General features: G+C 65.0%; 25 protein-coding genes. 4 read left to right on the top strand and 21 right to left on the bottom strand.

From position 1 onward, the window contains the following. Positions 1-67: 67 nt before the first annotated feature. From GGD65_RS32605 to GGD65_RS32580, 6 genes are all read right to left on the bottom strand, one after another. Positions 68-1,039: an ABC transporter ATP-binding protein gene (locus GGD65_RS32605; protein WP_183237927.1), complete on the bottom strand. Its 972-nt coding sequence runs from the start codon at positions 1,037-1,039 to the stop codon at positions 68-70. After that, positions 1,036-2,028 (bottom strand): ABC transporter ATP-binding protein, encoded by a 993-nt coding sequence (locus tag GGD65_RS32600; protein WP_018322760.1) that lies wholly within the window; start codon positions 2,026-2,028, stop codon positions 1,036-1,038. Before GGD65_RS32600 ends, GGD65_RS32605 begins: the two co-directional genes overlap by 4 nt. After that, positions 2,025-2,897, bottom strand: coding sequence for an ABC transporter permease (locus tag GGD65_RS32595; RefSeq protein ID WP_183237926.1), 873 nt, complete (start codon positions 2,895-2,897; stop codon positions 2,025-2,027). Before GGD65_RS32595 ends, GGD65_RS32600 begins: the two co-directional genes overlap by 4 nt. Next, entirely contained in the window at positions 2,884-3,834 is a 951-nt protein-coding gene (locus GGD65_RS32590; protein ID WP_183237925.1) for an ABC transporter permease, read from the bottom strand. Before GGD65_RS32590 ends, GGD65_RS32595 begins: the two co-directional genes overlap by 14 nt. Before the next feature lie 7 nt (positions 3,835-3,841). Beyond that, the gene (locus GGD65_RS32585; RefSeq protein WP_183237924.1) at positions 3,842-5,386 is read right to left on the bottom strand and encodes an ABC transporter substrate-binding protein; all 1,545 of its coding nucleotides are present in this window, start codon (positions 5,384-5,386) and stop codon (positions 3,842-3,844) included. Positions 5,387-5,517: 131 nt separating this feature from the next. Beyond that, entirely contained in the window at positions 5,518-6,714 is a 1,197-nt protein-coding gene (locus tag GGD65_RS32580) for a CaiB/BaiF CoA-transferase family protein (RefSeq protein WP_183237923.1), read from the bottom strand. A gap of 192 nt (positions 6,715-6,906) precedes the next feature. Here GGD65_RS32580 and glgA point away from each other — a divergent pair, with 192 nt between their 5' ends. After that, a complete protein-coding gene (gene glgA / locus GGD65_RS32575; protein WP_183237922.1) occupies positions 6,907-8,322 on the top strand; it encodes a glycogen synthase GlgA in 1,416 nt (471 codons plus the stop codon). A gap of 200 nt (positions 8,323-8,522) precedes the next feature. Here glgA and GGD65_RS32570 read toward each other — a convergent pair whose 3' ends face one another. From GGD65_RS32570 to GGD65_RS32560, 3 genes are all read right to left on the bottom strand, one after another. Beyond that, positions 8,523-9,473, bottom strand: a complete 951-nt coding sequence (locus GGD65_RS32570; protein ID WP_183237921.1) for an oxygenase MpaB family protein — start codon at positions 9,471-9,473, stop codon at positions 8,523-8,525. Positions 9,474-9,564: 91 nt separating this feature from the next. Then, positions 9,565-10,713 carry a patatin-like phospholipase family protein gene (locus GGD65_RS32565; RefSeq protein ID WP_092259969.1) on the bottom strand — a complete coding sequence of 383 codons (1,149 nt, stop codon included), beginning with the start codon at positions 10,711-10,713 and terminating at the stop codon, positions 9,565-9,567. A 58-nt stretch (positions 10,714-10,771) separates the two neighbouring features. After that, positions 10,772-11,596 carry a 3-hydroxybutyrate dehydrogenase gene (locus GGD65_RS32560; protein WP_183237920.1) on the bottom strand — a complete coding sequence of 275 codons (825 nt, stop codon included), beginning with the start codon at positions 11,594-11,596 and terminating at the stop codon, positions 10,772-10,774. A 180-nt stretch (positions 11,597-11,776) separates the two neighbouring features. Between GGD65_RS32560 and GGD65_RS32555 the strand changes: the two genes are divergently transcribed. Next, on the top strand, positions 11,777-12,658 hold the full coding sequence (locus tag GGD65_RS32555; protein ID WP_183237919.1) for a LysR family transcriptional regulator: 882 nt from the start codon (positions 11,777-11,779) through the stop codon (positions 12,656-12,658). A 17-nt stretch (positions 12,659-12,675) separates the two neighbouring features. On the opposite strand, the gene GGD65_RS32550 is transcribed toward GGD65_RS32555, so the two are convergent. Then, the gene (locus GGD65_RS32550; RefSeq protein ID WP_183237918.1) at positions 12,676-13,392 is read right to left on the bottom strand and encodes a peroxiredoxin-like family protein; all 717 of its coding nucleotides are present in this window, start codon (positions 13,390-13,392) and stop codon (positions 12,676-12,678) included. Between the two features lie 85 nt (positions 13,393-13,477). After that, positions 13,478-13,762, bottom strand: a complete 285-nt coding sequence (locus tag GGD65_RS32545; protein ID WP_026202807.1) for a hypothetical protein — start codon at positions 13,760-13,762, stop codon at positions 13,478-13,480. Between the two features lie 238 nt (positions 13,763-14,000). On the opposite strand from GGD65_RS32545, the gene GGD65_RS32540 reads away from it, so the two are divergent. Both GGD65_RS32540 and GGD65_RS32535 read left to right on the top strand, forming a co-directional pair. Continuing rightward, entirely contained in the window at positions 14,001-14,483 is a 483-nt protein-coding gene (locus tag GGD65_RS32540) for a cupin domain-containing protein (RefSeq protein WP_026202806.1), read from the top strand. A gap of 87 nt (positions 14,484-14,570) precedes the next feature. Next, a complete protein-coding gene (locus GGD65_RS32535; RefSeq protein WP_183237917.1) occupies positions 14,571-15,773 on the top strand; it encodes an MFS transporter in 1,203 nt (400 codons plus the stop codon). On the opposite strand, the gene ccoS is transcribed toward GGD65_RS32535, so the two are convergent. From ccoS to GGD65_RS32485, 10 genes are all read right to left on the bottom strand, one after another. Continuing rightward, positions 15,770-15,937: a cbb3-type cytochrome oxidase assembly protein CcoS gene (gene ccoS / locus GGD65_RS32530; protein ID WP_018322747.1), complete on the bottom strand. Its 168-nt coding sequence runs from the start codon at positions 15,935-15,937 to the stop codon at positions 15,770-15,772. The two genes, GGD65_RS32535 and ccoS, sit on opposite strands and share 4 nt — an antisense overlap. Next, positions 15,937-18,126 (bottom strand): cation-translocating P-type ATPase, encoded by a 2,190-nt coding sequence (locus tag GGD65_RS32525; RefSeq protein ID WP_183237916.1) that lies wholly within the window; start codon positions 18,124-18,126, stop codon positions 15,937-15,939. Before GGD65_RS32525 ends, ccoS begins: the two co-directional genes overlap by 1 nt. Before the next feature lie 11 nt (positions 18,127-18,137). Beyond that, the gene (locus GGD65_RS32520) at positions 18,138-18,629 is read right to left on the bottom strand and encodes a FixH family protein (RefSeq protein WP_183237915.1); all 492 of its coding nucleotides are present in this window, start codon (positions 18,627-18,629) and stop codon (positions 18,138-18,140) included. Positions 18,630-18,644: 15 nt separating this feature from the next. Further along, entirely contained in the window at positions 18,645-20,111 is a 1,467-nt protein-coding gene (gene ccoG / locus GGD65_RS32515) for a cytochrome c oxidase accessory protein CcoG (protein WP_183237914.1), read from the bottom strand. A 112-nt stretch (positions 20,112-20,223) separates the two neighbouring features. Next, positions 20,224-21,099, bottom strand: a complete 876-nt coding sequence (ccoP, locus tag GGD65_RS32510) for a cytochrome-c oxidase, cbb3-type subunit III (protein WP_018322743.1) — start codon at positions 21,097-21,099, stop codon at positions 20,224-20,226. Between the two features lie 6 nt (positions 21,100-21,105). Further along, positions 21,106-21,270, bottom strand: a complete 165-nt coding sequence (locus GGD65_RS32505; protein WP_018322742.1) for a cbb3-type cytochrome c oxidase subunit 3 — start codon at positions 21,268-21,270, stop codon at positions 21,106-21,108. A gap of 13 nt (positions 21,271-21,283) precedes the next feature. Then, positions 21,284-22,018: a cytochrome-c oxidase, cbb3-type subunit II gene (gene ccoO, locus GGD65_RS32500; protein ID WP_018322741.1), complete on the bottom strand. Its 735-nt coding sequence runs from the start codon at positions 22,016-22,018 to the stop codon at positions 21,284-21,286. Between the two features lie 11 nt (positions 22,019-22,029). Then, entirely contained in the window at positions 22,030-23,679 is a 1,650-nt protein-coding gene (gene ccoN, locus GGD65_RS32495) for a cytochrome-c oxidase, cbb3-type subunit I (protein WP_183237913.1), read from the bottom strand. Between the two features lie 220 nt (positions 23,680-23,899). Then, positions 23,900-24,325 carry an HPP family protein gene (locus GGD65_RS32490; protein ID WP_092259746.1) on the bottom strand — a complete coding sequence of 142 codons (426 nt, stop codon included), beginning with the start codon at positions 24,323-24,325 and terminating at the stop codon, positions 23,900-23,902. Between the two features lie 34 nt (positions 24,326-24,359). Continuing rightward, positions 24,360-25,193: a universal stress protein gene (locus GGD65_RS32485; RefSeq protein ID WP_179739622.1), complete on the bottom strand. Its 834-nt coding sequence runs from the start codon at positions 25,191-25,193 to the stop codon at positions 24,360-24,362. Positions 25,194-25,269: the final 76 nt, after the last annotated feature.

The following is a 25,269-nucleotide window of genomic DNA, read 5'->3' as shown; positions in this document are numbered from 1 at the left end:
TCCCGCATTCTTCTTGTCGCCGCGCCACCATGCCATGGCCGGCAAGGCGAGACAAACCGGTCTTAGTTCAGGCCAGCGGATGATGGCAAGCCGCGAACTGGCCGGGTGCGATTTCGCGCAACTCCGGTATCTCAGCGCTGCATCGCTGGTCGGCCCGCGGGCAACGGGTGCGGAAGCGGCAGCCGGACGGCGGCGCAATCGGCGATGGTGGCTCACCCGCTGCCACACTCTCGGCGGGACGCATATCCGGATCGGGCACCGGGATCGCCTGCAACAAGAGCCCGGTATAGGGATGCGCCGGATTTGCAAACAATTGCTCCGACGGACCGACCTCGCAAAGCCGGCCGAGATACATCACCGCGACGCGGTCGCTGACCGCTTTGACCACCGCGAGATCATGCGCGATGAACAACAGCGTCAGGCCGAAGCGCGCCTTCATCTCCTCCAGCAAATTGAGGATCTGCGCGCGGATGGAGACGTCCAGCGCCGAGACCGGCTCGTCGCAGACAATGAACTCGGGGTTAAGCACCAGCGATCGCGCGATGCAGATGCGCTGGCACTGCCCGCCGGAGAACTCATGCGGCAGGCGGCCCGCGACGAGATCAGGATCGAGCCCGACCGCAGAGAGCACCTCGTAAACCCTGCGCTTGCGCTCGGCGGCATCCCTGACGCCGGCGATGATCAGCGGTTCGGCCACGATGTCGCCGATGCGACGGCGCGGATTGAGCGAGGCGATCGGATCCTGGAAAATCAGTTGCACGCGGCGCCGCATCTTGCGCAGCGCCTCGCCCTCCATCGCGGTCATGTCCTCGCCGTCGAACAGCACCCGGCCGGATTTGGCGCGGCGCAATTGCAGCACGGCGCGCCCCAGCGTCGACTTGCCGCAGCCGGATTCTCCGACCAGCCCGAGCGTCTCGCCGCGCGCGACCTGGAGGCTGACGCCGGAGACGGCGTGCACCGTCTTGTTGCCGAGGCCATATTCGACGACGAGATTGTCGACGTTCAGCAGCGGCTCGACGCGCGCGGCAAGCTGCATCATGCGCCGATTCCTTCCGCCATCTGGATCGGATGGAAGCAGGCATAGAGATGATCGGGCCTCTCAGCGCTTTTCAGGTCGGGCTTGGCCTCATGACAGCGGCTAGCGGCATAGCGGCAGCGCGGCGCGAAGGAGCAGCCCTTGGGCGGTCGTGTCGGATCGGGCGGACGGCCGGAGATCGCCGGCAGCGGCGTATGCGGCGCGGCATCCAGCTTCGGGATCGCCGCCAGCAGCGCTTCGGTGTAGGGCATGTGCATACGCTTGAACAAGGCTTGCGTCGGCGCGCGCTCCACCACCCTGCCCGCGTACATCACCGCGACCTCGTCGGCCCGGCCGGCGACGACGCCGAGATCGTGGGTGATGATGATCATGGCCATGTGGCGGCGGCGCTGCTCGCGCGCGAGCAGATCGAGGATCTGCGCCTGGATGGTGACGTCGAGCGCCGTGGTCGGCTCGTCCGCAATCAAGAGCTTCGGCTCGCAGGACAGCGCGATCGCAATCGCAATGCGCTGGCGCATGCCGCCGGAACATTGATGCGGATATTGCGCGAGCCGCTGCTCCGGCGCGGGAATGCCGACGGCCGCCAGCAGCTCGATGCTGCGCTTCCTTGCCGCGGAGACGTCAAGCTCGAGATGCTCCTGGATCGTCTCCATCAACTGCGTGCCGATGGTCAGCACCGGGTTGAGCGAGGTCATGGGGTCCTGGAACACGACTGCGAGATCGCGCCCGCGCAAGCGACGCAAGCGTTCCGCATCGAGTCGCACCAGGTCCTGGCCGTCGAACATCACGCGTCCCGTGAGCCTTGCTTTTTTCGGCAGCAGTTGAAGCACCGCGCGCGACAGCATGGTCTTGCCGCAACCGGATTCGCCGACGATCCCGAGCGTGCGGCCCGCCTCCAGCGACAGGTCGACATGATCCACGGCGCGCAGATTGCCGCGAGGCGTCGGTAGCTCGACTGCAACGTCCTCGATGGTCAGCAGCGCAGCGCTCACAGCGCCCCCTGACGCGGGTCGGTCAGTGCCCGCAAGGTGTCGCCGACCAGATTGAAGGCCAGCACGGTGAGGAACAGTCCGGCCGCCGGCAGGAACGCCAGCCGCGGCGCGACGTCGAGGCTGTCGCGCCCCTCGCCGATCATGCTGCCCCAGCTCGCCATCGGCGGCGGCACGCCGAGACCGAGGAAGGACAGCGCACCCTCGACCACGACGGTGACGGCGACGCCGAGCAGGAAGAAGGCCAGCAGCGGCAGGATCACGTTCGGCAACAGCTCGCGCATGAGGATGCGCGCATGGCTGGCACCTAATGCCTCGGCCGCGATCACGAACTCGCGGCGAGCCAAGCTCAGCGTCGCCGCGCGCGCCACGCGCATAAACGCGGGAATGCCGAGCACACCGAGAATCAAGGTGAGGTTGGGAACGGACTGGCCGAGATAGGCGGTCACGGCGAGCGCGAAGATCAGCGGCGGAAAAGCGAGCAGCACGTCCATGCTGCCCACCACCAATGTCTCGAACCGGCCACGGAAATAGCCGGCGAGCAGCCCAAGCGCGCCGCCGAGCGTAAGGCCGATCATCGGCGCGATCAGCCCGACAGTCAGCGACACCCGCGCCCCGAAAATCAGGCGGGAGAGCTCGTCGCGGCCGAGCCCATCGGTGCCGAGCCAGTGCTCGGAAGAAAACGCCGCACGGCGCTCCAGCATGTCCATATCTACAGGGTTCTGCAGCGGCAGCACCGGAGCGAGGATCGCGAGCGTCAGGATGATCGCGAGCCAGGCACTCGCGAGCCAGAACAACAGGCCGAGCCTGCGCTTGCGGCCGACCGGCACGGGCGCCGCCTCGTCCTGCATCGAGAGCTCAAGCGTGGCCATGGCGGATCCTGGGGTCGAGCACGGCGTAGAGCATGTCGACGATGAAATTCACGATGACGAAGCCGCAGGCGACCAGCAGCACCACGCCCTGGAGGATGACGAGATCGCGGGTGTAGATCGCCCCGACTAGAAGCCGGCCGATGCCCGGTAGCGCGAAGATCGATTCCACGATCAGCGTGCCGCCGAGCAGGCGGCCGATATTGATGCCTGTGACCGTCACCAGCGTCAGCGACGAGGGCTTGAGCGCATGCACGAACAGGATACGCGCGGGCTTGAGACCCTTGGCCTTGGCGAGCGCGATATAATCCTCCTGCAAGGTCGCGATCATGTCGGAGCGCAGCACCCGCATGATTCCCGGCCATTCCGCCAGTGCCAGCGTCAGTGCCGGCAGCACGAAGAAGCGTAAATTCGCCAGCGGCGCCTCGGTGAACGGCACGTAGCCGGTCGCCGGCAGCCAGTGCAGCTCGACCGCGAACAGATAGATCAGCAGGATCGCCACCAGGAAGGACGGCATCGACAGCATCGCAAACGCACTGCCGGTCATGAAGCGGTCGAACGCGCCGCCGGCGCGCGCGGCGCAGGCGATCGCAACCGGGACGCCGATCAAGAGGCCGATGAACTCGGCCATCAGCATCAATTGCAGCGAGACCGGAATGCGCTCGGCGACCGCCTGAAGCACCGTCTGCCCGGTACGGAACGAGCGGCCGAGATCGCCCTGCAAGACGTGACCGAGCCAGCTCAGGTAACGCCACCACAGCGGCTGGTCGAGCCCCATGTCCCAGCGTAGCGCCGCGACATTCTCCGGCGTCGCCTGATCGCCGAGGATGACGAGAGCGAGATCGCCCGGCAGCAGCGAGGCGATCAGGAATGTCAGCAGCGAGACGGCGAGCAGCACCGGCAGCATGGCAAGCAGCCGCCGAACGACGAAGTTCAGCATCGCGCCATCATTCCAGCCAGGTCGTCGAAACGTCGATCACGCCATTGTAGATCTTCGGGAAGCCCTTCAGCTTAGCGCTAGATAGCGCGTAGTAAGTATTCTGGAAGGTCCAGAACCAGATTGCCTCCATGTTGATCAGGCGGCTGATGGCGCAGTAATCCTCGGTGCGTTGGCCGAGGTCGGCGGTGACGCGCGCGTGGTCCAGCAGCTTGTCGAGCTCGGGATTCGAGAAACCGGCCAGTGCCAGCGGGCTGCCGCTGCGAAAATTCGCGTACATCTGCGGGTCGGGATCGGCGAGATCGACGATGCGCCATGGCGTCATCTGGAACTGGCGTGTAAAGGCGCGCGAGGGAATGGTGGCCTGATCGACCTGCTCGATCTCCATGTTGGCGCCGACGCGCTTCCAGAATTGCTGGAGCACCTGGCCGATCATGCGGCCGCGCGGCGTCGCGGTCACCAGCATCTTGAACTCGACCGGCTTGCCGTAATCCTTGATCAGCGCCTTGGCCTTCTCGACGTCGAACGGCAGCGCGCCGTCGTCCTTGCATTTGACCCAGGAGCCATCGCCATAGGGATTGGTCGCGGGCCGGCTCAAGCCGTTGCTGATGGCCTGCGACATTTTCGGGCGGTCGAGCGCCATCACCAGCGCCTGACGCACGCGGACATCGTCGAACGGCGCGACCTTGGTGTTGAAGGCGTAGACCTGGGCGCCCGAGCCCTTGTAGGTGTGCACAGTGAGCTTGGAGTCCTTCTGCGCCCTCATGATGTTGTCGGCGTCGTTCTCGTCGTCCCAGATGATGTCGGCCTCGCCCGATTGCAGCGAGGCGAAGCGCGATTGCGCGTCAGGCAACGGCTTCAGGATGATGCGATCGAGATAGGGCCGGCCCTCGTCCCAGTAATTGGGATTCTTCTCCAGCACCATGCGGTCGCCTGCGGTCCATGATTTCAGGATGTAGGGACCAGTGCCGACGGGATTGCGATTGTAGTCGTCACCCTTGGTCTTCCACGCGGTCGGCGAATGAATGACGTTGTTGGAGCTCTGGATTGTGATCACCGCCGGCCAGTTCACCGAGGGATCGGTCAGATTGAAGACAACGGTGGTTTCGTCCGGCGCCAGCACCTCCTTGACGTTGGTGATGTAGAAGGCACAGCGGCACTTGTTGGCGGGGTCCTTCTGTCGGTCGAAATTCTCCTTGAAGGCCTGCGCATTGAACGGCGTGCCGTCGTGGAATGTCACGCCCTGGCGCAGCTTGAAGGTCCAGCTCTTGTAATCGTCGGAATGAGTCCAGGACATCGCGAGCTTTGGCGCGGCTTCGCCCTTGTCGTCGAGCGTGGTCAGCGTATCGAAGATCGCGGCGGCCGCGGTGAAGGTGGAGGTGTCGTAGACACCGACCTTGAGCGGATCGAAGCCCGCAATCTCCAGCTCCTGGCCGACTGTGATGCTGCCGCCCGGCTTCTGTGCCTGCGCCGGCCCGGCCAGCGGAAGGAGGGCAAATGCCGCAACAAGGAAAATCGGCGCGTGCTTGCGCGCTGCGGCAGCGATGTTCGTCATGGTTCCTCCCGGGATCCCTCGTCCGATGTTTCGGATCGTTGAATGACTGAGGACGAGATTGGCGACAAAAGCTCGCCACGGCAAGAGGAACGCGCGACAGATCACACGCCGCACGTGCGGCGTAATGGTGCTCAGCCTGTCGCGGCAGTTTTGCCTGTCGGAATTGATGCATCATCGCCGAGGCTGATCTCCTCGCGCAGCGCATCCGTATGCTCGCCGAGCACGGCCATCGTCTTGGCCGGCGTGGTATCGGCACCCGACATCCGGAATGGCAGGTTGAGCACCTGAAAGGAGCCGCCCTCGTCCCGCACCTCGGAAAGCGCCTGCCGGTGCGCGAGCTGCGGATCGGCCAGCGCCTCCGACACGGTGCGATAGGCCGACGCCGGCACGCCGGCAGCCCCTAGCGCTGCGAGACACGCATCGGTCGTGAGTTCCCGCGACCAGGCTTCGACGCCGTCCATCACCTCCGCCCAATTCTCGCGGCGCGCGGCATAGGTCGCAAAGCGCGGATCGGAGATCCATTCGGGGTGACCGATAACGCCCATCAATCCCTGGAACGTCTTCTCGCTGGCGACCGTGATCATGACATAGCCGCTTGCCGTCTCGGTCGGGCCGAACATCGGGCGCGGCGGCGGCTTCACGGCGAATTGCGCGGTCTGCAATTCGGTCAGCGTCAGTGACAGCATCGATTCCAGCATCGACACGTCGATGTGCTGGCCGAGGCCGGTCACGGTCCGCTGATAGAGCGCGGACGCGATCGCGCCGAAGCCATAGGTGCCGGTGACGACGTCGGCGTGATAGATGCCGCAATAATCAGGGCGATTGCGGCCAGGCTGGTAGGCCAGATGCGCCATGTCATAGCCGGAGGCCGCATGGATCACCGGAGCATAAGCCGGCAGCTCGGCCGAGGGGCCGGTCTGGCCGTAGCCTGAGATCGAGCAATAGATCAGCCTCGGGTTGACGATGCGCAGGCTGTCGTAGTCGAGGCGTAGCCTGTGCATCACGCCGGGACGAAAGTTCTCGACCAGGATGTCTGATGTCGCGGCCAGACGGCGCACCGCCTCCTTGCCGTCCTCGGACTTGAGGTCGAGCACGACGCTCTTCTTGCCGACATTGAGCTGGCCGAACGCGGTGCTGCACCCCTTGCGCAGCGGCGGCCGGGTCCGCATCGTCTCCCCGCCGTCGGTCTCGATCTTGATGACCTCAGCGCCCATGTCGGCAAGCATCCGCGCGCAGTGAGGACCGGCGATGGTGGTCGAAAAATCCAGGACCCTGAGGCCCGCGAAGGCTTTTGTCGTCGTCCCCTCATGCTTATCTGCTAGCTGCATGCCTGCTCACGTCCTTGGGTCTCAGGAACTCTCGAAGTTCTTTGTTGTTGATGCGGCGACCCTAGAGGGCGGCGGCCGAGTAGGAAAGTGTTTACCGAACCGACGCGCCGCGTAGGCGGGCTTTAAGAATTCCCGGACAACTGGACCCGTTCTTGCATAGCAGCGAACGGGATCGACAGAGGGCAGCTGTTCTTGAGGGTCTTGTTCGTCACCACGGAGTTGGACGACTTCGTCCGCGTCGGCGGCCTTGGAGCCGTGTCCGCTGCGCTGCCCCGCGCCCTTCGCTCCTTTGCCGATATCCGGATCATGCTGCCCGGCTATCGCGACATCATCGAGCAACTCACGCATATTCAGATCGTTGGGCGCTGCCCGGCCTTCGCGGAGATGCCGGCCTGCTCGCTCGGACGGGCCGCGACCAAGGACGGCCTGCCGGTCTACGTGCTGCTCTGCTCGCAACTCTACGACAGGCCCGGTAACCCCTATGGCGACGAGTCCGGGCGTGACTGGCCCGACAACGACATCCGCTTCGCGCGCTTTGCCTCGGCCGCCGCTGAGCTGGCCGTGGGCAAGCTGGACAAGAATTGGGCAGCAGACCTGATCCATGCCAATGACTGGCAGGCCTCGCTCGTGCCGGCCTATCTCGCCTGGCGCGGCTCCAAGCTGCCCTCGATCCTGACCATTCACAACCTCGCCTACCAGGGCCTCTTCCCGAAGGACTCGTTGCGGCGGATCGGCGCACCGGAAAGCTCTTTCCACATCGACGGCGTCGAGTTCTACGACCAGCTCTCCTTCCTCAAGGCCGGCCTCGTCTACGCCTCGCACCTCACCACCGTGAGCGGCACCTATGCGCGCGAGATCACCACGGCCGAGTTCGGCTGCGGCCTGGAGGGCCTGCTCCGCCTGCGCTCGGACGCATCCGAGCTCACCGGCATCCTCAACGGCATCGACGAGAGCTGGGACCCGCGCTCCTGCGCCCAGCTTGCCCAGCAGTTCGGCGCCGGCGACTGGGTCGGCAAGAGGGCCAATGCGGATTACGTCCGCAAGCAGTTCGGCTTAGCGGTGTCGCGCGGCCCCATGTTCGGCATCGTCGCGCGTCTCGTGCATCAGAAGGGCATCGACCTCGTGCTGTCGGCGGCCGACGAGATCGTCGATGCCGGCGGGCAGATCGTGGTCACCGGCTCCGGCGAGCCGGCGCTGGAGCAGGCTCTGATCGACGCGCATCGTCGCCGACCAGATGCCATCGGCGTGGTGATCGGCTTCAACGACGCCCAGGCCCGCCGTATCTTTGCCGGCAGCGATTTCACCCTGATGCCCTCGCGCTTCGAGCCGTGCGGGCTCAGCCAGATGTACGCCCAGCGCTTCGGCTCGCTGCCGATCGGTCACCAGACCGGCGGCCTTGCCGAAACCATCACCGACGGCGAGACCGGCTTCCTGTTCTCGAGGCCCTCGCGCGAGTCCTTCCTTGGCGGTGTCCGCCGGGCTTTCTCCGCTTTCATGGCCCAGGACCAGCTCGACACCATGCGCCGCAGCGCCATGGGACGGTCGTTCTCCTGGAGCATCTCGGCGGGGAGCTACAGCGCGCTGTACCGGAAGCTGGCTTCGGTGTGAGGCAGAGGCGCTTCCGCACGCTCGGTCATTGCGAGGCTTATCTCTCCCCGTCACCCTGAGGTGGCCGCTTCTTCAGCGGCCCTCGAAGGGCGACGGCCCGGCTGCAGCAGCGGGGCCGTGCATCCTTCGAGGCTCCCGGCGCGATGCTTTTGCATCGCGCCATTCGCACCTCAGGATGACGGGGCTAAAGGCAGCGAACCTCACCCTCTCCCGCGCACATCCATTTGCGGCCGCCCGATCCACGCCCTGTTGAGGCAGCGCGTCATCCAGTCCGGCTGCGCTTCGCCTCGCAGCCGCGCCTGGGCTTCCTGATAGGGGCCGACATAGCGCAGCCGGTCCGGCAATGTCGGATAGATGCGCCGGATCCATCGCAGCGCGTTGTCGGCCGATCTGAGCTCCCGCTCGCCGAGCTCAAACCCGAAGCCGGCGCGCAATCGTTCCGGCAACAGGCTCGCCGTCAGCGCGCGATACCATCGCGGCGGCCGCAACCACGGACGCGCGCCGTCAAAAATCCGCGCCGCGATCTCGCGCGCCGCCGGGCTCACGGTCAGCGTATCCGACTGCGCCATCGCCGCGGTGTAGGCCGTAAAACCGGCCCAGTCCGCGGGCAGATCATCCGCCGTCAATCCAAACAACGCACCGAACATCCGGCTCTCGGTCCAGTAGCGCTCGCGCTCCTCCACCGAGAACGGCGGTAGAACCAGCTCGTGCGCCATCAGTGCCGTCTCGACCAGCGTCGCATGGACCCAACGCAGCGAGGGGATATCGTTGGCGCAGTAGCGCGAGCCTGCCGCAAAGGGGCCGACCGTCTCGGGCATCTCTCCGACGATCATGCCGTGCCGCCGGTGCAGCTGCCGGGACGAGCGCAAGGCACGGTCGAGCGAGCCGAACACCATGGCAAAGACGATATCGAAGGTGCGATGGAAGCGGCCGATCGGGTCGGCCAGGGTTTTCGAATGCTCGGCGATGGCGGCGGCGACCCAGGGATGCGCCAGTTGCAGCAACAACGCGCGGCCGGCGCCGAGAAAGATGACGGCCTCCCGGTCGATCCGCCAGGTCAGCGTATCAGGACCGAACACGCCCGCCACCGGCCCCGCCGCGTTGGCGCGGACCAGATCGAGCGTTGCCTCGAGATCCTTTTCAGCAACCAATTGCAAGCCTCGCGACCAAGACGGCGCAACAATAGCCCAGACCGCTCCGCCGGGAAATCGTCACTGCGCCAGACAACAACGCGCAAGGCCCTCACTCCGCCGCAATCGGCATCTCCTCCATATGCTCGTGCAGCACCACGCCGGCGAGCGGGTCGAATTCGCCGATCCAAGGCTTGCGCGCAAGCACCGACTTCGTGTGCGCATAACCAGCGTGCCAACGCCGCGTGATTCCCGACGGGCTGAAGTCGATATCCTTGGTATGGGTCTCGCGCTCGAGCTGCGGCGCGAGCAGCCGCACCACGTGCATGCGGGTCGGACAGCCGTAGCTCGTCAACTCCCTCACAGCAGGATCGTTGCGCTCGACCTCCGAAAGCCGTGCCGCGAGCTGGTTGATGACATGACGCAGACGATGGGCCTGCTGCTGGCGCGCAATCTGGCTCGAAATGCGGCTGGAATATTGCACGTCCTTGTGCCGGTTCAGCACCTCCGCCATGGTGCTCGGCTCGGCCCCGACGGGATTCCACAAATGCACCGAGAAGATCAGCGAATCCCTGCGCGGGTTGTCATCGAACACCGCTTCCGTCGGCGTGTTCGACAGGATGCCGCCGTCCCAGTAGAGCTCGCCGTCGATGCGCACCGCCGGGAAAGCCGGCGGCAACGCGCCCGACGCCATTATATGCTTGACCGTCAGTTCGCCGTCGCGGCTGTCGAAATAGCGCATTTCACTGGTCCCGACATGGGCCGCACCGACCGTCAGGCGCGGCGCGCAGCGATTGGCGAGGTCGAAATCGACCAGCTCGCTCAGAGTCTTCTCCAGCGGTACGGTCGAATAATAGCCCGCATTGTCGGCACCGAGCGGATAGGAATCGCCGGCATGCGCCAGCGGATTGGGCCGAAAGAAACCTGGAATGCCGTGAGTGACCGTCGACCAATAAGCCAGCTTCTCATTGAAGCCTGGAAACGCGGCGCGCCAGTCCCAGACTGGATTCTGCTCCATCCGCTTCCAGAATTCCCTCAAGCGAGCGACCCGATGCTCCGGCGCGTTGCCTGCGATGAGGCTCGCATTGATGGCTCCGATCGAGGTGCCGATGACCCAGTCCGGCTCGATGCCGGCCTCATGCAGCGCCTGGTAGACACCCGCCTGATAGGAGCCGAGCGCACCGCCGCCTTGCAGCACGAGGACGACCTGACCCGGCAGGTCGTGGCTCTCGCCTCGTGCGTTGTCCTGTGTGCCGTTCATATCTCGCTCCTGATGAGCTTGCATTGGCCGAAGATTCGACTTGTTGCGCTGGCTCATGTCAATGGGCGGTCCAGCCGCCGTCGACTGGCAGCGCAACGCCGGTGATCGAAGCCGCCGCATCCGTCGACAGGAACACCGCGAGCGCGCCGAGTTCATCGACCGTGGCAAAACGCTTGTTCGGCTGCTGCGCCAGCAGCACGTCGCGGATCACCTGACCGCGGGAGATGCCGTGCGCCTTGGCCTGCCCGTCGATCTGCGCTTCGACAAGGGGCGTATAGACGTAGCCGGGACAGACCGCATTGCAGGTGATGCCCTCCTCCGCGGTCTCCAGCGCCGTCACCTTGGTCAGGCCGACGATGCCGTGCTTGGCCGCGACATAGGCGGCCTTGAACGGCGAGCCGACCAGGCCATGCGCCGAGGCGATGTTGATGATCCGGCCAAAACCGTTCTGGCGCATCGCCGGCAGCGCGAGCCGCGTGGTGTGGAACGCCGAGGACAGGTTGATCGCCAGGATCTGGTCCCATTTCTCGACCGGAAACTGGTCCAGCGGCGCGACATGCTGGACGCCGGCATTGTTGACGAGGATGTCGAGCCGACCGGATTGGGCGATCGTCGCAGCGACCATCTCGGCGATCGAATTCGGCCTCGTCATGTCGGCCGGCGAGTAGCTTGCTTTGACGCCGAACTCGGCGGCGATCTGCTCGCGCGTCCGGCCGATCTCACTGGCAACCCCGAGGCCGTTCAGCACGATGTCGGCGCCGGCCGCCGCCAGCGCACGTGCGATGCCGAGACCGATGCCGCTGGTCGAGCCCGTGACGAGCGCCACCTTGCCGGCTAGCACGCGTGACGAAGCGGGCGCCTGCGTCTTGATGGGGATATTCATGATCCAGACCTCTTCTGGGAGCGATACCGCGCCGTGATTGGAGCGAAATCTGCGGGATCATCCCCTTTCACGGAAATGCCAGTTGGCTTCCGACTCCATACGTCCGCGCTATCGCCGCCGGGATGTCATTTCCCGCTCCGATCGGTTAGATTTGGGGCCGATTTCGCCGGGAGCCGATCCATGGAAATGCACCAGGTCCGCTATTTCCTCGCGGTGGCGCAGCTGCTCAATTTCACGCGCGCGGCGGAGGAGTGCAACGTCACGCAGCCCTCGCTGACACGCGCAATCAAGCAGCTCGAGGCCGAGCTCGGCGGCGACCTCTTCCGCCGCGAGCGGCCGGCGGCGCAACTGACCGAACTCGGCCAGCGCATGCATCCGCTCCTGAAGCAATGCTTCGACGCCGCCGCCGGCGCGCGCTCGCTCGCCTCTTCGTTTAGAAGCGGAGAGGTCGGCGCGCTCCGTATCGCTCTGACGCATTCGATCGATCTGGCATTGCTCATTCCCCACCTCAACGAGATCAGGCGACAGTTCAACCGGCTCGAGCTTCGCTTCCTGCGCGGGACGAGCCGTGAGGTCGGTGAATTCCTGAAGAAGGGCGAGGCCGAGCTCGGCATCGCCGCCGAGATCGACGAGGCCTGGGACCGGCTCGACGCCTGGCCGCTGTTCACTGAGAGCTTCGAGCTCGTCGTTGGCGACGGGCATCGGCTGGCCGGGCGCAGCAGCATCGAACTGGACGATCTGCGCTCGGAGCAATTGCTGGGCCGGACCTTCTGCGAGCACTCGCGCCGCATCTCCGCCAGCCTGCGCGAGCACGGCATCGAGCATGGCCACGAGATTTCGAGCGAGCGCGACCTGATCGAGCTGGTCGAGGCCGACATCGGCGTCGCCATGATGCCGCACACCTCGCCCCTGCCGCAGACGCTGACGCGCGCCACGGTCGCCGGGCTCGACGCCCGCCGCACCGTCAGCCTTTACGGGGTCGCCGGGCGGCAGCGCACGGCGGTCGCCAACGCTGTGATGCGCATGCTGCGCGGCGCCGACTGGCGGGAGATTGCGGGATAAGCCCGTGTCGCGAGCGCTCAGTTCTCCCTGCCCGCGCTCTCCAGCGCTGCGAGCAGATCATCGATCTCCATGCGCTTGCGGAAATCGGGATCGACGAAGCGGGCCTTCACGATTCCGTCGCGGCCGACCACGAACACGGCCGGGATCGGCAGCATCCAGCCGTCATTGCCGTGGAACTTCGCCATGTCCTGGTAGGACAACAGGTCCTGGATCTCGGCGCCGAGCCAGATCGCGAGATTGAGCGACAGCGCATAGCCGTTATCGAGATCGGTCAGGATCGGAAACGGCGCGCCGGATTCAGCCTTGAGCTGCCTCGTGTATTCCTGCGTCTCCGGCATCACTGCAACGATCTGCGCACCCATGGCCTCGATGCGATCGAGCGCCTGAACCACCGCGCGGACATTGAGCCGGCAATAGGGACACCAATGGCCGCGGAAGAACATCACGGCGAGCGGACCGCGCTCCAGCAGCGACGGCAACGTGACGAGACGCCCGGACTCGTCCGGCAGCATGAACGGCGGCATCGCATCGCCCGGGCGCGGCGCGGTTTCACCACCGCCGTTCCCGCCCAATCTCGCCACCAGTCGATCGACGGCCTCACCATACGCCGGAAAGACCTCACGGCTGGCATCGGCATAGGCGCGGAGCTGATCGTTCAGCGTACCGTCCATGTCGCGGCAGCGCTGGAAGGCAAGCCTGAGCTGTTCCGCGTCGGCTGGCGAGAGAGCTGTCATCTTTCTGCTCCGGCATTCCCTTCGGCGAATATTAGTTTCCCGGTTCGGCCGCCCGCAAGGGGGCGGCCACGATGCCAGGGCCCGTTCAGTTCACGTAGAAATTGCCGGTCGGATCGAGCCGTCCCGAGGTGGTGTACATCGACCCATTGCTCATGAAGAAGACGGTGTTGTCGGGCACCTTCTTGGCGTTCTTCATCATCGCCTCGTGGTTCTTCTCGGCCGGCGCCATGGCCATCGCCGACATCTTGCCGGGGCCGCCATAGACATAGGCCATCCCGGCCTTGAAGTCCCAGGCGGCCTCCGAAAAGGCCGACGTGGCGATGACCGCAAACGCGGCGGTGGCGATCAGGGTCTTGGACAATTTCGGCATGAGGTGCTCCTCCGGATTGACGTGAACGCCCGCCAATGGGGCGCCCTGTCATCGAACGCCGGATGCTACGAAAGCGGAAATGCCATTGCCCAATCGGATCGATAGCCGCTGCGCATCGACATAGCGCGCCGCTATCGCATCGAGAGCAAGCGGGCATTTCAGGATGGACGCGATCTCGATGAAGCTCCCGTCATCGCCGGCGACCAGCGGGGTTGCGGCCAACACAGGAGACCTTTCCATGTCCAAGAGCCATGCCTTGTCGCGTCTGATCTGGCCGGGCCTTGCCATCGTCGGCGCGCTGACGCTCTCGGCGCAGCCGGTCGTTGCCGGCGAATGTCCGGCCGGCAAGATCAAGCCGAACGCCCAGCAGATGGTCGACTACAAACCCGTCGGAGTGACCGACGTCACGCTGGGCGCGATCGACCTCGGCAAGCAGCCGGCGCATATCGAGGGCCGCGAGCTGCGCTTCCGCAAGCTGACCATCGAGCCCGGCGGCATCGTGCCCTGGCATAGCCATGACGACCGCCCCGCTCTCATTTTCGTGCAACAGGGCGAGATCGTCGAATACGCCTCCAACTGCGTCGATCCGATCGTGCACAAGGCCGGCGACATCCGCCCCGAGGTTCACGGCACCTCGCATTGGTGGAAGAACCTCGGCAAGGAGACCGTCATTCTCTATGTCGGCGATGTCCGCAAGGATCCCAACGACCACCACATGTAACCGAGTGCCCCCGGCCCCATCGCATTTCGTTACGAGAGGTGGCGCCCGGACTTTCCCCGGGCGCCGCATCCCTACAGGACAATCGCCATGACCGATCTTTCCGCGCCGATCAAACCGGCCGCCATGATGATGGAGGCGCAGGCGCCGGGTCTGGCGCTGCGCTCGCTCGTGATCGGCCTCACCGCGTTCCTGACCGTCGTCGATCTCTTCGCGACGCAGGCGATCCTGCCCTCGCTGACGCGCCATTACGGCGTCACGCCAGCAGCGATGGGCTTTGCCGTCAACGCCAGCACGTTCGGCATGGCCACAGCCAGCCTCGTGGTTGGCTTTCTCAGCCCGCATATCGACCGCCGCACCGGCATCCTGCTCAGCCTGATGCTGCTGGCGCTCCCGACCGGCCTGCTGGCGATCGCGCCAAATCTCGCCGTCTTCACCGCCCTGCGCGTCGCGCAGGGCCTGTGCATGGCCTCCGCCTTCGCGCTGACACTGGCTCATCTCGGCGAGCAATGCAGCGCGATGGACGCCGGCGGCGCCTTCGCCGCCTATATCACCGGCAATGTCGCGAGCAATCTTGTCGGCCGGCTGATCTCGGCGGCTGTTGCCGAAAGCCTCGGCCTTGCCTGGAATTTCTATCTGTTCGCAGCGCTCAATCTCGCCGGTGCGGCGCTGGTTTACTTCACGATCAGGCGCGTGCCGCCGATGCATGCGGCGGCGCCGGCGGCATCGCCGCTGGCCGCCACGATGGCGCATTGGCGCAATCCGCGATTGCGCGCGGCCTACGGCATCGGCTTCTGCATTCTGTTCGCCTTCATCGGCACCTTCACCTTCGTCAATTTCGTTCTGGTCCGGCCGCCGCTGTCGCTCGGGATGATGGATCTCGGCCTCGTCTACCTGGTGTTCCTGCCCTCGGTCGTCACGACCTTGCTGGCGGGGCGGGTTACCTCACGCATCGGAGCACGCCCGACGATCTGGGGCTCGCTCGCCGTTGCCGGCATCGGCCTGCCGCTGATGCTGACTGGGCGGCTGCCTGAAGTGCTCACCGGAATGGTGCTGGTCGCGGCCGGGACCTTCTTTGCACAGGCGGCAGCGACCGGCTTCGTCGGGCGGACCGCGACCGAGCACCGCGGCGTCGCCAGTGGCACCTATCTAGCGTGCTACTTCTGTGGAGGGCTCGTCGGCACCGCCGTGCTCGGCCGACTGTTCGATGCCTTCGGCTGGCACGCTTGCGTGACTGGCGTGGGCATAGCCCTTGCGGCCGCTGGCCTGCTCGCACTGAACTTGAAGCGCTAGCGCTTGGCCGGCACTTCCTGCGGCGGTTCGTCGTCGGCGATGGCGCGCCAGGCGGCGCCGTCGAGATCATCGTACTGGCCGCTTCTGAGTGACCACAGGAAGGCGACGAGACCGGCGCCGCCGAGCATCAGCGCCAGCGGGACCAGGATGACCAGGATCTCCATCACAAGATCTCCCGCGAGGCGCTACGCGCGCGCAGCGAATTCAGCATCACCAGGATCGACGATCCGCTCATGGCCGCAGCCGCGATCAGGGGCGTCACGACGCCGCTGATCGCAACCGGCACCGCGAGCACATTGTAGCCGATCGCAAGCCAGAGATTCTGCCGCATCAGATGCAGCGCCTTGCGCGAGGCGTCGATGGCGGCAACCACCGGTGCCAGCGGCCGGCCGAGGAAGACGAGATCGGCGGTGGCCTGGCTCAAATGCGCCGCCGAAATCGGCGACATCGAAACATGGGCTGCCGCCAGCGAAGGCGCGTCGTTCATGCCGTCGCCAACCATCAGCACCTTGGCGCCGCGCCGCTTCAATTCCTCGATCCGTGCGATCTTGTCGGCCGGCGTGACGCCGGCACGCCATTCCGCGATGCCCAACGCATGGGCCGCCGCGATCACTGCCGGCTCCCGATCGCCGGAGAGAATCTCGATGCCGATGTTGCGCGCCTTCAGCGCCGCGATCACGGCCTGCGCATCCGGACGCAGGCCCTGGCGGACCGAGAGGATGAACCTTTCGCTGCCCTTGCTGAAAGCGACGATGGAAGCTTCGGGATCGACAACGGCGCTCCCAACCAGCGCCTCGGCGCCGCAGAAGGAGGGGCGGCCGAGGCGAAGCTCGACACCCTCCACGGTCGCACGGACGCCCTGCCCGGCCTCTTCGACCGCACCGACAACAGGCGATCTGGCGCCGGCCGCCTGCGCCACGGCGGCGGCGACCGGATGATGGCTCGACAGCGCGAGTCGGCCGGCGAGTTCGAAGATGTCGGCGGGGATGTTGGCGGCATTCATCACTTCGAGATCGGGCAGCGTCAGCGTGCCGGTCTTGTCGAAGATGACATGGTCGGCTTCGGCCAGCCGCTCGATCGCATCGCCGGAATTCAGCAGCACGCCGGATTTGAACATCGCGCCGGAGGCGACCGTCTGCACGGTCGGAATGGCGAGCCCCAGCGCGCAGGGACAGGTGATGATCAGCACGGCAACGCCTGTCACGATCGCATCATGCCAGGACGCGCCGGCGATGACCCAACCGAGGATGGTCAGAAGCGCGGTGGCATGCACCACCGGCGCGTAGAGACGCGAAGCACGGTCGGCGAGCCGCATGTAGCGCGAGCGCGCCTGCAGCGCGTTGTCGAGCAGCCGCGTGATCTCGGCGAGCAGCGTCGCCTCGGACGCCGCCGAGACCCGCACCCGCAACGTGCCAGAGATGTTCATCGAGCCCGCATAGACCGGCGTGCCCTGCCCGGCCGTGACATAGAGCGTCTCGCCGGTGATCAGGCTCTGGTCGATCTCCGAACGGCCCTCGATCACGGTGCCGTCGACCGCACAGCGTTCGCCGGGCCTGAGCAGCACGATATCGCCCGGATGGATCGCGGCCACCGGCACCTGCGAGATCTCGTCGGAGCCGACGAACTTCGCGGCCGTCTCCGCCTTCAGCGCCGCGAGATTGCCGGCGACCGCGCGGGTCCGCCGCCGCATGTTCTGGTCGAGGAAGCGGCCGACGAGCAGGAAGGTCAGCAGCATGATCGCCGCGTCGAAATAGGCGTGCTCGGCGTGGTGGATGGTCTCGACTACGGACATGCCGAGCGCGAGGATCACGCCGATCGAGATCGGCACGTCCATGTTGGTCGTCTTCGCCGACAGCGCACGCCAGGCCGAGCGAAAGAACGGCTGGCCGGCATAGGCCGCCGCCGGCAATGCGATCAGCGCCGACAGCCAGTGGAAGAAGTCGCGCTGCTCGGGCAGCATGTCCGAGACGTTGCCCGACCACACCGGGATCGACAGCATCATCACGTTCATGGTGGCAAAGGCGGCGACCCCGAGGCAGCGCAGCAGGAAACGCGATTCGGCGACCTCGGACGCTTCCGCGCTCTCGGTCTCGAACGGATAGGCCTTGTAGCCGAGCTCCTCGAGACGATCGATGAAGCGGCCGGGGTCGAGCGTGCCCGCCTTCCATTCCAGCGCGACGCGGCGGTCGGTGAGGTTGACGCGCGCCAGCGTGACGTCAGGAATGGCGGACAGGCCGCGTTCGATCTTGGCCATGCATCCAGCGCAATGAACGCCTTCGACCGCGAGATCGATGTGCTGGACGCCCTCGCCCGCCTCGCGGACATAATGGGAGAAATCGCGCGTGACCTGCATGACAAAATCCTTCAGTTCAGGATCACGCGGTTACGCGACAGGAACACGCGCGTCCCCCGCGCCTCGCCCTCGATCACCAGATCCCATTGCCCGGGCGCGACGGAGGCGGCATTGCCGCGATAGAGGCCGATGCCGGCTTCGGTGAGCTCGACGGCGAGATCGGCGCGCTTGTCGGTCGGCCGCTCCAGCCGGCCGCCGAATTTAAGTCCGGCGATCGGCTGGCCGCCGGCATCGCGTGCTTCGACCTGAAGCAAGGCACCGCCGTCGTTGCGGCGCTCGATATGGGCGTTGACCTTCCATTTGCGCGCGGTCTGGTCCTGCGCTGCCGAGATCTCGCGATCATAGGTCAGTCCCGCGGCATAGGGGCTGTCGACCTCGGTGCCGGGCAGCGTCGCGATCGCGAGCTTCATCATGGTGACGTTGACGCCGATCACGAGGCCGAAAAAGGCGACCAGCATCAGGAAGACTTTCGTTCCGGTCAGCGGCTTCGGGGCGGATGCCATGATAGTCTCCTGGATCTACGGCGCGACGAAATTGTCGACGGCGCTCGCGGCGACGCCGAGGCCGATGTCCATGACGTGAAAGCGGACGGGAATCGACTTCTCCGGATTGTTCTCGGCTGGCGCGGTGACGAGCAGCCGCAGCTCACTGGTGGAGTCGCGCGGAATCACGATGATCGGCCTATCAGGCGTCACCGAATCGACGCCGACGACATGCATCGTGGGGTTGGCTGGCCCCTCCACGTCGATGGCGATAGCGCGGTCGTAGCCGCTCTTGTTCAGCAGGCGCACCGTGTAGGCGTTGCGGATCGAGCCGTCGCTGAGCTTGACCGCAACCGGATTGCGATCGTGCAGCACGTTGACGTCGAGCAGGCGGCGCGTCGCCAGCGTGTAGACCATGAAGCCGCCGATGGCCGCGATGATCGCGCTGTAGACGATGGTGCGGGGCCGGACGATCCGGTAGATCGGCGCCTTGCCCTCCTGGCGGCGATGGATGTTGATGTCGTTGTCGTAACCGATCAGTCGCTTCGGCCGGCCGATCTTGGTCATGACGTTGTCGCAAGCGTCGATGCACAGGCCGCACTGGATGCATTCCATCTGCGGTCCGTTGCGGATATCGATGCCGGTCGGGCAAACCGCGACGCATTGGTAGCAATCGACGCAATCGCCAACCTGCTCGCCGAGCGCGCGCAGTTCGGCGGCCTTCTTGACCGAGGTGCGCTTCTCGCCGCGATCGTAGCGGTAGGTGACATTCAGCGCCCATTCGTCGGTGAGCGCGGCCTGGATGCGCGGCCACGGGCACATATAGGTACAGACCTGCTCGCGCATGTAGCCGGCGAGCAGATAGGTCGTCGCCGTGAGGATTCCGATCCAGACATAGGCAATCATCGGGCCCTGGAAGGTGACGAGCTCCTTCACCAGGGTTGGCGCGTCGTTGAAGTAGAGCACCCAGGCGCCGCCGGTCCACCAGGCGATCATGAGCCAGATCGAATGCTTGAGCACGATCTCGGAGATCCGTTCGAGCTTCAACGGGTCGGACGATTTGTCCTTCTTCATCCGCTCGCGCCGGTCACCCTCGACCAGGCGTTCGACGGCATAGAACAGGTCGGTCCACACCGTCTGCGGACAGAGATAGCCGCACCAGATGCGACCACCGACCGAGTTCATCAGGAACAGCGCCACCGCGGCCACGATCAACAGGCCGGTAAAGTAGTAGACCTCCTGCGGCCACAGCTCGATGAAGAAGAAGTAGAAGCGGCTATTGGGGAGATCGATCAGCACCGCCTGGCTGGGGGCGCCGAGTCCGCGGTTCCAGCGCACGAACGGCAGGAAATAATAGACGCCGAGGCAGATCGCCATCAGGCTCCATTTGATCCGGCGGAACGTGCCGGAGACGCTCTGGGGATAGACTTTCTTGTGGGCTGCGTAGAGCGGCCCGTTGTCATCGTCCAATGTGAGGTCTTTGGGGTTCACGGTCTTGTTCATCGCCTGGAGCTTCTCGAAAAGGTGCGATTGAACCTAGACCCGACACCGCCGCGTCAGTTGATCCAGCGCAAACGGGGGCATTTTTGTTCACCCCCGTCTGCAGCGAGATCTGCTATTTTCCACCGCCCAGCGAATGGACGTAGACCGCCATTGCCTTGATGGTGGCGGGATCGAGCCGCCCTTCCCAGGCCGGCATCACGCCGGCGCGGCCCTGGCTGATGGTCTCGATCAGAGCCGCTTCGTCGGAGCCGTAGAGCCAGATCTTGTCGGTGAGGTTCGGGGCGCCCATTTCCAAATTGCCCTTGCCGCCGTCGCCGTGGCAGGCGACGCAATTCTCCGCAAAGATCTTCTCGCCCTTGGCGGCATCAAAGCCGTTGCGGGTCGAAAGGCCCGACAGCGACCGCACGTAATTGGCGACCGTGACGATCTCGTCGGCCTTCAGCACGCCGTCCTTGCCGAAGGCGAGCATCTGGCCCTCATGGGTCTTGGCATGACCGGAGCGCGCGCCGAACTGGATGGTCTGCATGATCTGGTCGAGCGTGCCGCCCCACAGCCAGTCGTCGTCGTTCAGGTTCGGATAGCCCTTGGCGCCGGCGGCGCCGGAGCCGTGGCAAGGCGCGCAATTGTCGCCGAACACGGTCTTGCCCTTGGCGCGGGCGAGCGCCAGCAAGGCTGGGTCCTTCTCGATGTCGGCGAGCGAGGCGACGCCCAGCGCCGCCATCTTGTCACCTCGGATCTTCTCGAGGTTGGCGAGCTCGACCGCGACGTCGGCGCGCGAGGAGTAGCCGAACATGCCCGTGGTATTGCTGGAGATCAGCGGCCAGGCCGGATAGACGATCCAGTAGCCGATCGACCAGATGATGGTGAGGTAGAACGAGATCACCCACCAGCGCGGCAGCGGTGTGTTGAGCTCCTTGATACCGTCCCACTCGTGTCCAGTCGTGGACTTGCCGGAGACGGAGTCGATGTCGCTATGATGATCGGTCATGGTCTCTCACTCCTCCCGCAACGGCAGGTGCGCTGCTTCGTCGAAGACAGCCTTGTTACGGGGCCAAAATGCGTAGGCGATGATCGCGAGAAAGATCGCGACGAACACCGGGGTCCAGATCGTCGTCACGAGCTCGGACGCTAGATTATGGACTGACAGGATAGCTTTCATCGTTCATGCCTTCTCAGCGAAGATTGGCTTTCTCGTTGTAGATCTTGAAGTCGACCAGCGTGCCGAGCATCTGCAGGTACGCGACCAGCGCGTCCATCTCGGTCGGCGTGCCGGCCTTGCCGTCGAAATTGCGCACGACGGCTTTGGCGTAGCGCTTGTTGAAGGCGTCGCCGCCGGAATTGTCCGGGTCGGCCTGGGCCTTCATGTCGGCGCCCGCGTTGGCGATCTGGTCGTCCGTGTAAGGCGTGCCGACGGCCTTCAGCGTGCGCATGTGGTCGGCGATCGTATCCGGATCGACCTCGGTCTGGCTGAGGAACGGATAGCCCGGCATCACCGACTGCGGCACGATCGCGCGCGGGTTGGTCAGATGGGTGACGTGCCAGTCGTCGGAATACTTTGCGCCGACGCGGGCGAGGTCGGGACCGGTGCGCTTCGAGCCCCACTGGAACGGATGGTCGTACATGCTCTCCGCGGCGAGCGAGAAGTGGCCGTAGCGCTCGACCTCGTCGCGCAGCGGGCGGACCATCTGCGAGTGGCAGAGATAGCAGCCCTCGCGAACGTAGACGTTGCGGCCCGCCAGCTCCAGCGGCGTGTAGGGCCTGACCCCGTCGACCTTCTCGATCGTGCTCTTGAGGTAGAACAGCGGGGTGATCTCGACGAGACCACCGATCGCGATCACCAGCAGGATGCCGACGATCAGGATGATCGAGTTCTTTTCGAAGATTTGGTGGCGTGTCCAGAACGACATGGTGGAGCTCCTCATTCCGCCGGCTGAAGAGCGACGGGCATCTGGACTTCCGCCTCGCCGACGCGAACGGTCATCCAGAGGTTATAGGCCATGATCAACGAGCCGATCAGGAACAGCCCGCCGCCGGCGGCGCGGATGATGTAGAAGGGATGCATCGCCTCGACGGTCTCGATGAAGGAATATTCGAGGAAGCCGAGCGAGGTGTAGGCGCGCCACATCAGGCCCTGGAGGATGCCGGACACCCACATCGCCGAGATGTAGAGGACGATGCCGAGGGTCGCGACCCAGAAGTGCCAGTTGACGAGCTTCAGGCTGTAGAGCCCCTTGCGATTCCAGGCCCACGGCACCAGGCAGTAGAGCGCGCCGAAGGACACGAAGCCGACCCAGCCGAGCGCGCCGGAGTGCACGTGGCCGATGGTCCAGTCGGTGTAGTGGCTGAGCGAGTTGACCACCTTGATCGACATCATCGGGCCTTCGAAGGTCGACATGCCGTAGAAGGCGACGGAGACCACGAGCATGCGCAGCACGGGATCGGTGCGCAGCTTGTCCCAGGCACCCGACAGCGTCATCAGGCCGTTGATCATGCCGCCCCAGGAGGGCATCCACAGCATGATCGAGAAGGTCATGCCCAACGTCTGCGTCCAGTCCGGCAGCGCCGTGTAGTGCAGATGGTGGGGACCTGCCCAGATGTAGAGGAAGATCAGCGCCCAGAAATGGATGATCGACAGCCGGTAGGAATAGATCGGCCGCTCGGCGCGCTTCGGGATGAAGTAGTACATGATGGCGAGGAAGCCGGCGGTCAGGAAGAAGCCGACCGCGTTGTGGCCGTACCACCACTGGAACATGGCGTCCTGGATGCCGCCCCAGGCGACGTAGGACTTCGAGCCGAACACCGAGACGGGAAGCGCGGGGTTGTTGCCGAGATGCAGCACCGCGATCGTCACGATGAAGGCGAGATAGAACCAGTTCGCGACGAAGATGTGCGGCTCCTTGCGCTTGATGACGGTGGCAAGGAAGACGAGCAGATAGACGACCCAGACGATGGTCAGCCACAGGTCGGCATACCATTCCGGCTCGGCATATTCCTTCGATTGAGTGACGCCGAGCAGATAGCCGGTGCCGGCGATCAAAATGAAGAAATTGTAGCCCACCACGACGAACCAAGGCGCGAGGTCGCCGGCGAGACGCGCGCGGCAGGACTTCTGCACCACGTAGAAGGAGGTCGCGATCAGCACGTTGCCGCCGAAGGCGAAGATCACGGCGGAGGTGTGCAGCGGCCGCAGGCGGCCGAAGCTGGTCCAGGGCAGGTCGAAGTTCAGCGCAGGCCATGCCAGCTGCGAGGCGATGATGAGGCCGACGAGGAAGCCGGCAATGCCCCAGAACATCGCCATGAAGGAGGAGAATTTGATCGGGCCCATGTTGTAGTTCGGGCGCCCGTTGGTCTCCTGTGGCGGCAGCGCCACCGGACGGTCGAGGTAGCGGTTGACGATGACGAACACCGCAGCAAGGCTCGCCGCCGCGCTGAGCGCGGCGTGGAAGGCGAACGGCGCATCGAGCGCCTTGGCCGAAGCGACCACGCAGAGGAAAGCGGTGACTGCGAACACGACAGCCAGGCCGCTTTCACCGATGGTCATGGATTTGGAGATGGAGGGCTGGCTCATGCGGATTCTCTCTGAAAGAACACAGCGCCAGAAACCACATTCATCCTCACTCGGAATTGATTGAAATCAAGAGCGGCATTTAAGTTCTTCGGAGCAGGCGATCCCGCTGGTTCCCTTCAAAATCTCGACGCACGAGCAGGCCGCCCGGCGTGACGCCGCAAGCGGGAATAACCTCCGTATGATCACGGAGGCGACAATGAAATCGATCAGGGATAGTGCGTCAGTCGCGCGCCGTCGCCTTCAGCGCCGCGATGACATCCTCACGGGCGATGATTCCGACCAGCTTCTGCGCACCATCGAGCACGATGATGCTCCTGATGCGGTGCTCCACCATGATCTGGAGCACGCGCGTCAGCCGCGTGTCGGGGCTGACATAGATGAACTCGGGCGTCATGACGTCGCCGATCTTGCGGCTCATCAGGTCGTGATAGCGCGGCAGCATCTGGCTCGGCGTGAAGGCGAAGCACTTCAGGATGTCGAATTTGGTGACGATGCCGACCACCTGCCCATCGTCCTCGACCGGATAGGAGTTGAAATCGTCGGTTTCGAACATCTGGCTGAGCTCGAGCAGGTCACGGTCGCGCTGCACCGCCTTGACGTTGCGTGTCATGTAGCCGTCGACGGTCTGTTCAAGAAATCTGTACACGGCGCGTCCTCCTCGATTCGATTCCGGCCGGCCGTCAGTGCGACAGCAGCACGCTGCGGGCGGTCTGCGTGACCAGATATTGGGTGACGCCTCCCAGGATCAATTCACGAAACCTCGAATGACCATAGGCACCCGCAACGATCAGTCCGGCATCGACGTCGCCGGCGACCTTCTCCAATTGCGCGGCGGCGGTTTCGTTCCGGGCGCCTTCGCAGATCCGCGCGGCCGCGGTGACGCCGTGGCGGGCGAGCCAGGCGGCAACGTCGGTGACGCCGGCCATGACGACCGAACGGTCGTCGTCGCGCTCCGGAATTGTGGCGATGGTGACGTCCCTCGCCTTGCGCAGCATCGGCAGCGCATCGGCCACCGCCCGCCGCGCCTCCGGCGTGTCCTTCCACGCCACCAGCACATTCCGCAGATCGAGCCAGTTGATTCGATCAGGCACCACCAGCAACGGTCGGCCGACCTGCATCACCAAGTCCCTGGGGCTTGCGAGCGAAAAGGCATCGGAGAAGGCCGGACTCTGCCCGCCGCTGACGATGATGTCGGCGCAGCGCGCCTGAGCCAGGACGAACCGCGTGGGAAAATCCGTGGCGCAGCGCCATTCCACGCGCCCGCCGCGAGTCCGGGTCGCGGCGCGGAATTCCGCCTCCAGATCGCCCAGACACCGCTTGACTGAGGCCTCCTCCTGATCGATCAGGCGCTGGGCCTCCGCACCGTCGGTGAAATAAAGCGGCGGCGTAAACCGGGCTGCAGCAACCCCGACGAGCGTGGCCTCGAATCGTTCGGCGAGTTCGCCCGCGACCTGAAGACGCGCTTCGTTGGACTGGTCGAGCGCCAGGCTGACCATCACCGTCGCGTATGTCATCGGTATTCTCCCGTGCAAAGACTTTGGTAAAATTTACGCCTGCCTCCGCACATCGGGATGAGATAGATCAAGGAGG

Source organism: Bradyrhizobium sp. CIR18 (assembly GCF_014198295.1).
In the GTDB taxonomy this organism is placed as follows: Bacteria; Pseudomonadota; Alphaproteobacteria; order Rhizobiales; family Xanthobacteraceae; genus Bradyrhizobium.
This window is presented reverse-complemented; position numbering and strand designations above follow the sequence as displayed.